We start from the raw sequence: 13,427 nt of genomic DNA, 5'->3' as shown, positions 1-13,427 counted from the left end.
CCCTGATGGATAATGCTTCCACAGTCGGGCAGGCCGAACTATACCAACCATTCCATATTGCGGTAAACAGTCTTTTACTCACTCTTCCCTGTCAGACTCTTCCAGCTCGAAGGCGCTGTGCAGAGCACGCACAGCCAGCTCGAGATATTTTTCATCGATAACGACGGTGATTTTAATCTCAGAGGTACTGATCATCTGAATGTTGATATTTTCCTGCGCCAGCGCTTCAAACATCTTGGCGGCGACACCCGCATGGGAGCGCATGCCGACCCCAACCAGAGCAAGTTTGGCAATGCTGGCATTGGTATCAACTTGGGTAGCACCGAGCTCCGCAGCAATACGCTCGAGGATGTCTCTGGCTTTTACCAGTTCATTGCGATGAACGGTAAACGTCAGAGAGGCGGTATTGTCATGCGCAACGTTCTGCACAATCACATCGACCTCAATATTCGCGCGACCCACTGCACCGAGCACTTTGGAGGCTATCCCGGGTACATCGGGGATACCGCGGATGGTCAGCTTGGCTTCATCGCGGTTAAACGCGATGCCAGAAACAACCGGTTTTTCCATATCGTCGTCGTCCTCCAGGGTAATCAATGTACCGGGGCCATCCTCAAAACTGGACAGCACCCGCAGCGGGACTTTGTATTTTCCAGCAAACTCAACCGAACGTATCTGCAATACCTTGGACCCCTGGCTGGCCATCTCCAGCATTTCTTCAAAGGTGATTCGGTCGAGTCGTCGCGCATTGGCGACCACCCGTGGATCCGTAGTGTAAACACCGTCCACATCGGTATAGATCTGGCACTCGTCTGCTTTCAGGGCAGCGGCAAGAGCCACTGCAGTTGTATCGGAACCGCCGCGGCCCAATGTCGTAATATTGCCATTGTCATCGACGCCCTGAAAACCGGCCACCACAACCACCCGACCAGCCGAGAGATCCTGTTGCATCCGGTGCGCATCAATTTCCTGAATGCGGGCCTTGGAATGGGCATCATCCGTGAGGATCCGTACCTGGCCACCGGTATAGGAGCGGGCATCACAACCCAGCTTATGAAGGGCGATGGTCAGCAGCGCTATGGTGACCTGCTCCCCCGTGGAAACCAGGACATCCATCTCTCGCGCACTGGGCTCGGCCTCGATCTCTCTGGCCAGCCCAATCAGGCGATTGGTTTCGCCACTCATGGCAGAAACCACCACCACCACACTATCGCCGCGATTGCGGAAAGCCTGGACTTTCTCGGCGACGGCCTGAATACGCTCTATGGTGCCGACCGATGTGCCACCGTATTTTTGAACAATCAGACTCATGACAACCCTACAGTTCTTGCCGCCGGAAATGGGCGGCAATTAAACACCAAATGATTGACAAAGTTAACAGATAATATGGCGTGCAAGCACTCAGCTGGAGAGCTGTTGCTGCACCCACTCGCCCGCTGATTTCAGTGCCGCCGGAAGCGCCTGCACATCCGTGCCACCACCCTGCGCCATGTCCGGACGGCCACCGCCCTTTCCACCCAAATCAACGGCGACGCGCTGTACCAGGTCACCCGCTTTCAGGCGACCCGTCACCTCAGACGTCACACCGGCAACCAGCGCTACCTTTTCGTCGTTCACCGCAGCCAGCAGAATGACCGATGCGCCCAGTTTGTTCTTCAATTGATCCACGGTATCGCGCAGGGATTTCGGATCTGCACCTTGGATATCAGCCAGCAGCACCTGAACACCATTGACCGTTATCGCCTGATCGACCAGGTCGCTACCTGCACTGCTGGCCAGCCGGCCCTTCAGCTGGGCGTTTTCCTTTTCAAGCGCTTTCATTTCGGCACAGAGTGCTCCCACCTTTTGGGCGGCATTCGCCGGACGGGCTTTGACGAGCTCGGCAATGTGTTCCAACTGGGCTTCCAGCCCATCCAGGTAAGCCAGCGCCTGTGCGCCGGTCACGGCCTCAATACGGCGCACACCGGAGGCGATACCGGTTTCACTGACGATCCGGAGCAAACCGATGTCGCCGGTGCGCTGCACGTGGGTTCCGCCACAGAGCTCAACAGAAAAGTCATCCCCCATCGTCAAGACACGAACCTGATCACCGTATTTCTCACCAAACAGGGCCATCGCACCTTTCTGTCTGGCTGTCTCCATATCGCAGATTTCTGTTTGTACGGGGCTGTTGCAGCGAATTTCTTCGTTGACTCGCAGCTCAATGGCTTTCAGCTGTTTTGCGTCGACCGCCTCGGGATGACTGAAATCAAAACGCAGCCGCTTGCTGTCCACCAGCGAGCCTTTCTGGGTGACGTGATCACCGAGAATTTCCCGCAGTGCAGCGTGTAACAGGTGAGTGGCAGAGTGGTTGAGCGCTGTCGCAGCGCGCACCGCATTGTCAACCCGGGCTTCCAGTGGTTGCCCCTCGGTTATCGTGCCGGACAACAGCGTACCGATGTGCAGGTAGTGACCGCCCTGCTTCTGACAGTCGCGCACTTCAAATTCGACACCGTCGGCCAGCAGGTAACCGCTGTCGCCGGCCTGACCACCGGACTCGGCATAGAAAGGGGTCTGATCGAGGACGACGATCCCCTCCTCACCGGCGGCAAGCTGCCTGACCGACGCCCCCTCCCTGAGCAATGCCCGGACCTCACCCTGACCGGTGAGGTTGTCGTACCCGGTAAAAGCCGTGGCACCATCCAACACCAGCGAATGACTGTAATCCACCTTGAAGGCACCGGCGCTACGCGCCCGCTGGCGCTGCTGCTCCATGGCTGCTTCATAACTGGCCATATCCAGTGACAGTCCGCGCTCCCGGGCGATGTCATTGGTCAGATCCACCGGGAAACCAAACGTGTCGTACAGGGTAAAGATCAGCTCTCCGGGAATCACATCCGCCTGCAGATCATTGAGTGCCGACTCAAGCAGGGCCATGCCTTTGTCGAGGGTTTTCTCGAACTGCCGCTCTTCCGCCAGCAAGACCTTTTCCACCTGAGCCTGGGCTTTGGCCAGTTCCGGGTAGGCATCGCCCATTTCGGCGACCAGCGCCGCCACCAGCTTGTGGAAAAACAGATTTGCCTGACCCAGTTTGTGGCCATGGCGAACGGCGCGGCGAATAATCCGTCGCAGTACGTAACCTCGCCCTTCGTTGGCCGGAAGCACACCGTCGACGATCAGAAAACTGCAGGAGCGAATGTGATCTGCGATGACTCTCAACGACTTGTTTTCCAGGTCACGGGTGCCGGTCACCTCTGCAGCCGCTTTCAACAATGCCTGGAACAGATCGATGTCATAGTTGCTGTGAACACCCTGCATCACGGCAGCGATGCGCTCCAACCCCATGCCGGTGTCGATGGAGGGTTTCGGCAAAGGCGTCTGGCGCCCGTCGGCACTGCGTTCAAACTGCATGAAAACCAGATTCCAGATTTCGATATAGCGATCCAGATCGTCATTTTCACTGCCGGGGGGGCCACCGGGTACGTCCGGGCCATGGTCATAGAAAATTTCCGAACTCGGTCCACAGGGGCCGGTGTCACCCATCTGCCAGAAATTATCTTCGTCGAGACGGGAGAACCGTTCAGGGCTGACACCCACCTCGTTCAGCCAGATGTCCGCCGCCTCATCATCGGAGACATGCACGGTGATCCACAGGCGCTCTTGCGGCAGCCCGAGCACCTCGGTGAGGAACGTCCATGCAAAGCGGATGGCGTCGCGCTTGAAATAGTCGCCAAAGCTGAAGTTACCCAGCATTTCAAAAAAGGTGTGGTGACGCGCGGTATAGCCCACGTTTTCCAGGTCGTTGTGTTTGCCTCCCGCCCTGACACAGCGCTGCGAAGAAGCGGCGCGACTGTATGGCCGCTGCTCGACGCCTAGAAAGACATCCTTGAACTGCACCATGCCGGCATTGGTAAACAGCAGTGTTGGGTCGTTGTCGGGCACCAGGCTACTACTGGGCACAACAGCATGCCCCTGGCTGGCAAAATACTTCAGGAAGGCATCACGTATTTCAGCACTTTTCATAAACAGGCAGGTTCCATGACCCTGAATGGGGTCGGTTAATCAATCGTGTGTCCGGCAATTCTCAGAATCCGAGTTCAGCCTCGGAAAATGATTTATTGCCAAGAATATGCAAATGGAGGTGAAACACCGTCTGACCAGCCCCTTCGCCATTGTTGATCACGACCCTGAAGGCGTCACCAATACCGGCTTGGCGGGCAATATCACCGACCGCCAGCATGAGATGCCCGAGGATTTTCTGATCCTCCGGAGAGGCATCGACCAGTCGGGGAATCGGTTTCCGGGGAATCACCAGTATGTGCGTAGGCGCCTTGGGGGCAACGTCCTTGATGGCGATACAGAGCTCATCCTCATAGACGATGTCGGCAGGAATATCACCCTTGATAATTCGGCTGAAAATGGTTTCTTCTGACATGGTTTGTTGGACTCCGGCTAGTGAGCACCACCGAGTTTTTCGTCGGTGCTGAGTGGGCGGGCCTCACTTTCCAGCATCACCGGGATACCATCGCGAATCGGGTAGGCCAGACCGCTGGCCCGGCAGACAAGCTCGTCTTTTTCCCTGTCATATTCCAGTGATCCCTTACTCACCGGGCAGACCAGGATACTGAGTAGTTTTTTATCAATCATCACGAATCCGGAGCGTAGCGAAAGTTGCAAGGACGAAGTTTAAGGGAAAGGCGGTCCCAAGACTACGCCTGTAGTATCGGGATTCAGTATCCGGTTGCATTACTTTGCCGCGGGGAAGTGTTCCAGCACCAGCGCCGGATCGAGACGTACATCAAACCAGTTGATCCGCCAGTCCAGATGCGGGCCAGTGGCACGACCAGTCGCTCCGACACGGGCAATCGGGTCACCGGGGGCCACTTGCTGCCCCTCTTCAACCAGCAATTCGCTGAGGTGGATAAAGGTGGAACTGATACCGTAACCGTGGTCGATCAACAGGGTACCACCGGAATAAAACATGTCGTGATGCACCAGTGTCACCACTCCCGGCGCCGGTGCGAAAACCTCAGTACCGGTGGGGGCGGCGATATCCAGACCATAGTGAGGGTTTCCAGGCGTACCGTTGTAAACCCTACGGCTTCCATAGACGCCGGTAACCGGTCCTTCAAGGGGTTTGACAAAGCCTGACAGAAAATCTGTTCGCCGGTCGTCCACGGTTCTCGCCTCACGCACCAGCGCCGCCTCCTGGCGGATTCGCTCCAGCACCTCGGGCGGCGGCGTGACGGTCTTCTGTGGCACGCCCTCCACACGCTGCTCGCGATAGACTCTCTGCGCCACAGCATAACTGTGGGTCGTCACTTCATCACTACTGTTGGTGTGGGTGAGTTTGATTTCTGCAGGGGCGTCCCGGCCAAGGCCAAACACAAACAAACCCTGATCATCTACCTTGATCGCACGGCCCATGATTTCAACTTGCTCGCCGGGCGCAACCCGGCCAATCAGCATGCCGCCCTGCACCAGCTCGCCTTTAAGGTCCAGCGAAAAGGAACCCATCGGCAACAGACACAGCAGCAGAACAAACAGCCGACGACACAGGGACAGACCTTTCAGCAACATGATTCACTCGCGTTGGTTTAACAGTGTTGGGAAGTGTATCAGGGATAGGGTTCGAGCGACTTGACCTCACAGCGGTCACCGCTGTGCAGCACTCTTATTGAATGGGAGCCCGCACAAAATTTATTATCATGAGCTGTGTGAACAAAACCGTACTGCTCGACACCCTGACAGTCGCCATCGAAACGCATCAGCACTTTTTTTCCACCGGCCAACTCGAGCACCGCCGCGTGGGAATTCAACACGTAAAAATAATGAACCAGCTTGCTGTTCAGGCAGCCATCCACAATACCCCACAGGGCCAGATCGGCATCGCTAATTCTTTCCGATTCTGCCTGCTGTCCGGTTTTTGGGACGCCATTCTGGTGCCGATCCTCAGCCAGAAGTTGTTGAGGGCCAAGAACCAGGACGACCCAGAATATGGTCCAACGCTTCCACGATTTCAATTCAATACCCCAGCTAAATTGGTTCAAATCTGCCTGTTAGATTGTATCCCGGCGCGTCCGTTCCTGTGGGCATGTATTTAATTCAATGGGTGCTATGATAGCCCGCATCCACCCTGGGAGCTCAAATAATCGCCATGCACCTCCAGCTACCCGACTTTTGCCCACCGCCCGGCCTGCGCAATGCACACCTCCAGAGCCTACTCAGCAACACGGGTCCCAGGCAATGGCTGGTTAACAATCGATGCCTGGCCATGAGAGCACGCAGCAAAACCCTGCTGCTCAACGGCTCTCACGGCGGTCAGACGGTAAGACTGCTGGCCTCCTTTGATCGGGCAGATCGCGACAACAACAAACTGGCTGTGTTATTGCACGGCTGGGAAGGCAGTGGAGAATCCACCTATATACTCTCCGCTGCCCACTATCTCTACCAGCGCGGCTTCAATGTGTTGAGACTCAACCTTCGCGACCACGGCGGGAGCCTGCACCTCAACAACGGGACGTTCAACTCCACCCTGTCGGAGGAGGTCGCCACTGCCATCATGGACTTTTTGCGGCAACAACCTCACTGCCAGTGCTCCCTGGCCGGCTATTCACTGGGGGGCAATTTTGCCCTGCGTATTGCCGCCGATGTCGGCACCGAGATACCGCTGTCGTCAGTAGTGGCCATCTGCCCACCCGTGGACCCTGCACATGCCATGCAACGCATTATGGACGGCCCGCTTTACCGCAACCATTTCTTTGACAAGTGGACCCGTTCACTGGAGAAAAAACTGTATTTTTTCCCCGACCTGCTGAATCACAAACCACTGCCCCGGTTCTCATCATTGACTGCCCTGAATGACTTCTTTGTACCCGCCTTCACCCCCTTCAGCGATGCCAGCCAATACTTCTCGGCCTACGCACTGAGCGGCGACAGGTTATCCAATCTCAGTGTCCCGGCCTACCTCATCACAAGTGAGGATGACCCCATTGTGCCGGTGGCCGATCTGGAAAAGATTCACCGGCCCGATGCGCTGACGTTTGTCGTGACGGCACTGGGTGGACACTGCGGATTCGTTGAGAACTACCGCCTGGATTGCTGGATCGATCGCTGTCTGGCGGAAATTTTCAACTATCATCCTTTTCATCATCAGTAAAGCAGGCCTGAATCTGTTCAGCGTTGAATCCGCGGTACTGAAGAAAACGGCTGCGCCTGGCGCGCTCGGCAAAACCGGTGCAGGGCTGACCACCATATTTCTTGTGCATCACCTGAACGGCCAGTTCAAACCAGTCTTCACCGCAATCGGCAATGGTCTGCTCGGCCAGGGACGAATCAACCCCCCGTTGCTGTAATGCCTGACGAATCCGATAGGGCCCCTGCCCGCGGTGAATAAGCGCGCGAACATAGGCTTCAGCAAAACGCTGGTCAGATTGCAGGTTGTCCCGCGTCAGCCCCGCCAACACCGGCCCCACCAGCGGGGCGTGTTCGGGAAACTTCTCCACCAGCTTGGCCTGCAACTCATGTGCGGAGTACTCACGGCGAGCCAGCAGATCCATGGCCCGATAGCGGATCAAACGCTGCGGATCCGATTCGGCGGCTTTCTTCAAGGCGACCGCTCCTCCGGCGGCAGCGCAACCGGCGGCTCGGCATCAGGGATGGTCTGGGGGACGGGCTTCTCGACCATACCCAGCCACTGGCCGATCTTGACAAAAATCTTTTTGATCAGCCGCCACAACCTGGGCAACAGCCAGATCACCAGCGCAATAAACAGTACCATCAGGCAGAGGAACAGTATCGGGTGATTAAACATCGTCCACAGCCCTCCCAACACCAGCAGATCTTCACTGATTGATGCGGTCCAGTTGCTGACTGGTTCGGGGGAAGTATTGATCAGCGCCCGGGTGGAGGCCTTGGTGAGATGGCTGGCACCGGCCAGAGTACCCCCCATCAGCCCCGCCGCAATTTCCAGCGCCGGGGTGACATCACCCACCGCCCCCGCAGCCAGCATGGCCCCTGCGGGTATGCGGATGAAGGTATGCAGGGTATCCCAGCCGGTATCCACCCCCGGCACTTTGTCCGCAATAAATTCAATCACATACATGACGCCGGCGGCCATGATCACCAGCGGACTCTGCACCACAGCCAGCTCCGCGGGCAACTGGATGTTGCCGGTGGCCCCCGCTATGCCCAGCACCAGCACCAGCGCATACAGATTGATGCCGCTGGCCCAGCCGACACCTGCCGTCAGGGCAATCACGCTGATCAGTTCCTGATAACTATCCATCGATCCACTCCTGCCGGACGAATCCGGTGGTTGACTATTTTATGGGTAAAAGCACTGTACAGTCGTCCCAGCGATCAACGCCGAAACGGTGCCAACAACAGGGACCACAACCCCTCATCCTTTGCCTGATCCAGGCCGATGGGCATGGCCGGTTCGCGAACCTTGTCCGAGCGGCTGACAAACAGGCGATCCCAGAAGCTGAATATAGCGCCATAATTACTGTCCGTGTCGCGTTGGTCAATGTGGTGGTGCACCCAGTGAATGGAGGGCGTCACAATCACCCGCGAGAGCCACCGCTCCAGATTCGCTGGCAGCCGGATATTGGAATGGTGGAAACCCGCCATTGCCAGCACCAGCGATTCAAAGAGAATCACCGAGAGCAGCGGGAACCCGATCAGCAGAATAACGGCGCCACGCACCAGTGCCGACAACACCACCTCACCGAAATGGAACCGCACAGCTGAAGTCACGTCCAGCCACTGATCGAGGTGATGAACCCGATGGAAACGCCATAACAGGGGTAAGCGGTGATTGGCGCGATGCCACCAGTAAATCCACAGGTCCAGCAACAGAATATCCAATGCCATGCCCCAGCCACCCCCCGGCCAAACGGTTCGCCAATCTGCGCTCTGGTTCACGGCGAACAGCGTAATGGGCAGGACGATCAGCGGCGATAGAGCACTGTTGCAGAGCCACAGCGAGAGGTTTTTGCCGAGCCGGCGGGGAGTGGCAATGACACCGGGCCGTTGCGCAGCAGGCCATTTGCGTTCAGATACGAACAAAAGCATCAGAAACCCGAGCACCAGAATACTTTTGTAGAGAACCAGCTCTGATATATCCATCAATCGTTTTACCGTCCCCTCGGGGAACCTGCCCGGAGAATCGCCAGCGCGATCCCCCTCACTATCAGACGGATATTGAATCAGGAAATCCAGATGGCCACAAAAAAAACCGCACCCGGAACCTGATGCGGTTTTTTTAACCTCCTGCGATCAGCTGTTCACAGCGGTCAGTTTTGAATCTCTTCCGTTTCTGCAGGATCCGCTGGCAGCTCCTGTTTTGGGGGTTTGGCCGGCGCCATTAACTGCTGGCGAATTTTCTGTTCCACCTCAGCGGCAATTGCCGGATTTTCCTTCAGGTACTCGCAGGCGTTTGCCTTTCCCTGTCCAATTTTGGTGCCGTTATAGGCATACCATGCACCCGCCTTGTCAATCAGGCCACACTTGACCCCCAGATCGACCACTTCGCCCAGATGGTTGATGCCCTCACCGTATAAAATCTGGAATTCACACTGTTTGAACGGGGGAGACACCTTGTTTTTAACCACCTTGACACGGGTTTCGTTACCCACCACTTCCTCGCCTTCCTTGACGGCACCGATACGGCGAATATCCAGTCGCACCGAAGAGTAAAATTTCAGGGCATTACCACCCGTGGTGGTTTCCGGGTTGCCAAACATCACCCCGATTTTCATTCTGATCTGGTTAATAAAGATCACCAGACAGTTGGCCTGCTTGATATTACTGGTGAGTTTGCGCAGTGCCTGGGACATCAGACGGGCCTGCAAGCCCACATGGTGATCGCCCATTTCACCTTCAATTTCTGCACGGGGCGTCAGGGCTGCCACCGAATCCACCACCAGCACATCAATGGCCCCTGAACGCACCAGCATATCGGTGACTTCCAGAGCCTGTTCGCCGGTATCCGGCTGGGAGACAATCAGGTCGTCCACATTGACACCCAGTTTTTCGGCGTAATCCGGATCCAGCGCATGTTCCGCATCCACAAAAGCACAGGTGCCGCCTTTCTTTTGCGCCTCGGCAATCACCTGGAGCGTCAACGTGGTTTTACCGGAGGATTCCGGCCCATAAATTTCCACCACACGACCCTTCGGCAGACCACCGATGCCCAATGCGATATCCAGACCCAGCGACCCGGTTGAGATAGATGGCATAACCACATGTTCGCGGTCGCCCATCCGCATGACAGTTCCCTTGCCAAATTGCCGCTCGATCTGACCGAGCGCCGCCTGCAGCGCTTTTTCCTTGTTTGGATCCATGAAAGGTCTCCTTTGCTATCTTCTGTGTAGAGAATGGCGCTAGCTTAACGCAACGCAAAACTACTGTATAGTCATACAGTATTTAATTTTCCAGCAACTCAATTAATCCCAGCAACGCCTGCTGTACTGCGGCCGTTCTCACCGCCGCCCGGTCACCGGGAAACCTGAAACAGCGGGCGACCGGAGAACCATCGCGTAGCATCCAGCAAAACCAGACCGTCCCCACCGGTTTCGCCTCGGTGCCGCCATCCGGCCCCGCCACACCGCTCACCGCCACACTGATATCGGCATCGGCGAGGACCAGGACAGCCCGCGCCATTTCGATGACCACCGCCTCACTGACCGCACCCTCAGCGGTGAGCACGTCGGGGGACAACCCCAGCAACTGCTGCTTGGCACTATTGGCGTAGGTCACCAGCCCCAGCTGAAACCATTGGGAACTGCCTGAAATTTCGGTGATGGCACTGGCGATGCCGCCACCGGTACAGGATTCCGCGCAGGTAACCGTGGCATGGCGATTGAGCAACAGCTCTCCCAGCCGGGCCGACAGCGAAACCGTTTGATTATCCATGCCGACAACTTACTGTAACTGATCTGCTGATTAAAGAGGCGATGCACATACCCTTATTTGAAGGTAATGGTAACCAGTGTTTCGTAGTGATAGGTGCCGGGAAACAGATCAATCAGATTCACCTGTTCGATCCGGTAATCACCGCCCAGCAACTGCAGATCGCGCACCATGGTGGGGGCACTGCAACTGACGTAAATCAGTTTTTTGGGCCGATAGGCTTTGACCCATTGTGCCAGATGAACAAAGCCCTTGCGGGGTGGGTCCACCAACAGCACATCGAACCGGGTGTGCTCGGTACGCGCCTTGAAGGCCCGCAACGCCGTGTCGGAAAAAAGATCCAGATGAATAAAGCTCAACACTTCCTTCAGCTTCGCCCGCTCCGGCGCATAGTCCACCATCACCCGCTCGATACCGGGGTGCTCCGGCAGAATCAAATCTGACAGGTTGCCCTCTCCGGAGAACAGATCCAGCAACGTCCTGACCTCAAGATCGTCCAGCTGGGCTCTTACGATCTCCCGCAGCACCTCATTCATGGCCCCGTTGACCTGGGTAAAACCGCCGTGGGCATAGGGTTGATCCCATTGCACACTGACACCATCATCGGTCAGATACAGCTCACAGTGCCCCTGACCCTGGTGATCTTCAGTCCAGCTTTTGTCCTGATAGAGGCTGTCAAAGGTCTCGCGAAGTCGCTCATCAATCACCTGGCAGTGCGGAATTTCCAGAACAGCATCGGTGACTGGGTCGATCATACCCAGATACTTGTGACGGTAGTGCAACTGCATGCGATTGCGGTAGCCCAGCCGCTGCTCGGCAGGCGCCACGTGAATGTCGGGGGTCTCCACACTGAGCCGCTTGAGATGATCCGCCAGGGCATTGCGCTTGTAGGTCAGTTCGCTTTCATAATCTGTGTGCAGAAAGTGACAGCCGGAGCACTGCTCAAAATGCTCGCAAGCTGGCACAATACGGTTTTCAGCGGTGCTGGAAAGGCTGTCCATCCGGGCAAACAGCACCCCTTTGCTGGCGCGGGTAATAGTTGCAGCACCCTGTTCACCAGGCAATGTCTTGGCAATGAAACAGGGTTTGCTGTCAATCTTTGCCACCCCCTGCCCCATCGGATCGATGCTCTCAATCAGGAATTCAATCGGGCGGTTGGGCGATTGCCGTCGGGCTTTAGGGTGAGGTCTTCTGGGTTTCAATGGGATTCCTTACATATGACTGTCGGCAGACAAACCCACCGACGCTAAAACAGCCTTCAAGTATGCCCTAGTTTTACAGCCATTGGGATTTCTCAATGGCGCCACCCCGCTCACGAAAGCAGTGAACAGTGCCTGGTAATTGTCACTTGCAACCTATCAACAGGCAGCAGCACTGAACAATCGATCAATCAGCGACGAACAGCCGGGCCGGACCCACCGGGATGATACCGGTGGGATTGATGGTTTTGTGGCTGCCATAGTAGTGCTTTTTAATGTGATCCAGGTTGACGGTTTCTGCGACACCGGGGGTTTTGTATAACCGGGACAGATAGCCGGGTAAATTCGAGAATTCCAGCAGGCGGTTGCGATTGCATTTGAAGTGACCGTGGTAAACCGCATCGAAACGCACCAGTGTAGTGAACAATCGCCAGTCCGCCTCTGTGACCTGTTCGCCCAACAGATAATCCCGGCTTGCCAGTCTGCCCTCCACCCAGTCCAGCGCTTCAAAAAGCCCGGCGTAGGCTCTCTCATAGGCGGTCTGGGTTGTGGCAAATCCGGCCCGGTACACGCCGTTGTTAATTTCCTCGTACACCCGCTGATTAATGTCATCTATCTTCACGCGCAAAGCTGCCGGGTAAAAATTGAGCCGGTTACCGGTCATCGAATCAAAGGCACTGTTGAACATTCGAATAATGTCGGCAGATTCGTTGCTGACGATGGTCTGCTGTTGTTTATCCCACAACACCGGCACGGTCACCCGCCCTTCATAATCACGGGCCGCTTTCAAATAGAGTTGATAGAGGTAATCCAGCCCGTAGAGATCATCACCCTCCGCGCTGAACTCCCAACCGTTCTCCAGCATCAGTGGCTCCACTACCGTGACACCAACATGCTCCACCAGCCCCTTTAACTGGCGAAAAATCAGCGTCCGATGGGCCCAGGGACAGGCCAGCGAAACATACAGATGATACCGGCCACTGCTGGCGGCAAACCCCCGCTGCCCATCGGGGCCTGGGCCGCCATCTGCAGTGATCCAGTGCCGGAACCGGCTTTCCTGCCGCTTGAACTCCCCGCCGCTGGCCTTGGTGTCATACCACTTGTCCTGCCATGTCCCGTTCACCAATAATCCCATGATGCTCTCCCGAAACCGGTTTCCCGCTGTGTGTGATTGGTCAGCATGCCGCAATAGCCGCGGGCCTGCCAATCCGTAAACATAATTTAACCGGGAGGTCATGCGAATTGGGTATTGCCTGCTCCAGTGCTAGAACCGGTAGTATTTCAGAGTGGCCCTCAAAGTCAGCAGTTTTTTACTGCACCGACCTTGTCGTAGAA

General features: G+C 56.3%; 14 protein-coding genes. 1 reads left to right on the top strand and 13 read right to left on the bottom strand.

Annotated features, from left to right (window positions below; translation table 11 throughout):
- Nucleotides 1-78: 78 nt before the first annotated feature.
- From QZ516_RS06735 to QZ516_RS06710, 6 genes are all read right to left on the bottom strand, one after another.
- Nucleotides 79-1,311: an aspartate kinase gene (locus QZ516_RS06735; protein WP_297187807.1), complete on the bottom strand. Its 1,233-nt coding sequence runs from the start codon at nt 1,309-1,311 to the stop codon at nt 79-81.
- A gap of 90 nt (nt 1,312-1,401) precedes the next feature.
- Nucleotides 1,402-4,002: an alanine--tRNA ligase gene (alaS, locus tag QZ516_RS06730; protein WP_297187805.1), complete on the bottom strand. Its 2,601-nt coding sequence runs from the start codon at nt 4,000-4,002 to the stop codon at nt 1,402-1,404.
- Nucleotides 4,003-4,063: 61 nt separating this feature from the next.
- Nucleotides 4,064-4,414, bottom strand: a complete 351-nt coding sequence (locus QZ516_RS06725; protein WP_297187804.1) for a histidine triad nucleotide-binding protein — start codon at nt 4,412-4,414, stop codon at nt 4,064-4,066.
- A 17-nt stretch (nt 4,415-4,431) separates the two neighbouring features.
- Nucleotides 4,432-4,626 carry a Trm112 family protein gene (locus QZ516_RS06720; protein ID WP_297187802.1) on the bottom strand — a complete coding sequence of 65 codons (195 nt, stop codon included), beginning with the start codon at nt 4,624-4,626 and terminating at the stop codon, nt 4,432-4,434.
- A 99-nt stretch (nt 4,627-4,725) separates the two neighbouring features.
- On the bottom strand, nt 4,726-5,559 hold the full coding sequence (locus QZ516_RS06715; RefSeq protein WP_297187800.1) for a M23 family metallopeptidase: 834 nt from the start codon (nt 5,557-5,559) through the stop codon (nt 4,726-4,728).
- Between the two features lie 38 nt (nt 5,560-5,597).
- The gene (locus QZ516_RS06710; protein ID WP_297187798.1) at nt 5,598-6,002 is read right to left on the bottom strand and encodes a hypothetical protein; all 405 of its coding nucleotides are present in this window, start codon (nt 6,000-6,002) and stop codon (nt 5,598-5,600) included.
- A gap of 134 nt (nt 6,003-6,136) precedes the next feature.
- Between QZ516_RS06710 and QZ516_RS06705 the strand changes: the two genes are divergently transcribed.
- Nucleotides 6,137-7,138: an alpha/beta fold hydrolase gene (locus QZ516_RS06705; protein WP_297187797.1), complete on the top strand. Its 1,002-nt coding sequence runs from the start codon at nt 6,137-6,139 to the stop codon at nt 7,136-7,138.
- Here the strand turns inward: QZ516_RS06705 and QZ516_RS06700 are convergent.
- From QZ516_RS06700 to QZ516_RS06670, 7 genes are all read right to left on the bottom strand, one after another.
- Complete coding sequence (locus QZ516_RS06700; RefSeq protein ID WP_297187795.1) at nt 7,110-7,589, bottom strand: regulatory protein RecX; 480 nt, start codon at nt 7,587-7,589, stop codon at nt 7,110-7,112. The genes QZ516_RS06705 and QZ516_RS06700 overlap by 29 nt on opposite strands.
- On the bottom strand, nt 7,586-8,266 hold the full coding sequence (locus QZ516_RS06695; protein ID WP_297187794.1) for a DUF4126 domain-containing protein: 681 nt from the start codon (nt 8,264-8,266) through the stop codon (nt 7,586-7,588). Before QZ516_RS06695 ends, QZ516_RS06700 begins: the two co-directional genes overlap by 4 nt.
- A gap of 74 nt (nt 8,267-8,340) precedes the next feature.
- Nucleotides 8,341-9,108 (bottom strand): sterol desaturase family protein, encoded by a 768-nt coding sequence (locus tag QZ516_RS06690; protein ID WP_297187793.1) that lies wholly within the window; start codon nt 9,106-9,108, stop codon nt 8,341-8,343.
- Nucleotides 9,109-9,275: 167 nt separating this feature from the next.
- Nucleotides 9,276-10,325, bottom strand: a complete 1,050-nt coding sequence (gene recA / locus QZ516_RS06685) for a recombinase RecA (protein WP_297187792.1) — start codon at nt 10,323-10,325, stop codon at nt 9,276-9,278.
- An 82-nt stretch (nt 10,326-10,407) separates the two neighbouring features.
- Nucleotides 10,408-10,896: a nicotinamide-nucleotide amidohydrolase family protein gene (locus tag QZ516_RS06680; protein ID WP_297187790.1), complete on the bottom strand. Its 489-nt coding sequence runs from the start codon at nt 10,894-10,896 to the stop codon at nt 10,408-10,410.
- A gap of 53 nt (nt 10,897-10,949) precedes the next feature.
- The gene (locus tag QZ516_RS06675) at nt 10,950-12,095 is read right to left on the bottom strand and encodes a TRAM domain-containing protein (RefSeq protein WP_297187788.1); all 1,146 of its coding nucleotides are present in this window, start codon (nt 12,093-12,095) and stop codon (nt 10,950-10,952) included.
- A 184-nt stretch (nt 12,096-12,279) separates the two neighbouring features.
- Nucleotides 12,280-13,227, bottom strand: coding sequence for a glutathione S-transferase family protein (locus QZ516_RS06670; protein WP_297187787.1), 948 nt, complete (start codon nt 13,225-13,227; stop codon nt 12,280-12,282).
- Nucleotides 13,228-13,427: the final 200 nt, after the last annotated feature.

Source organism: uncultured Porticoccus sp. (assembly GCF_913061305.1).
Classification (GTDB): domain Bacteria; phylum Pseudomonadota; class Gammaproteobacteria; order Pseudomonadales; family Porticoccaceae; genus Porticoccus.
This window is presented reverse-complemented; position numbering and strand designations above follow the sequence as displayed.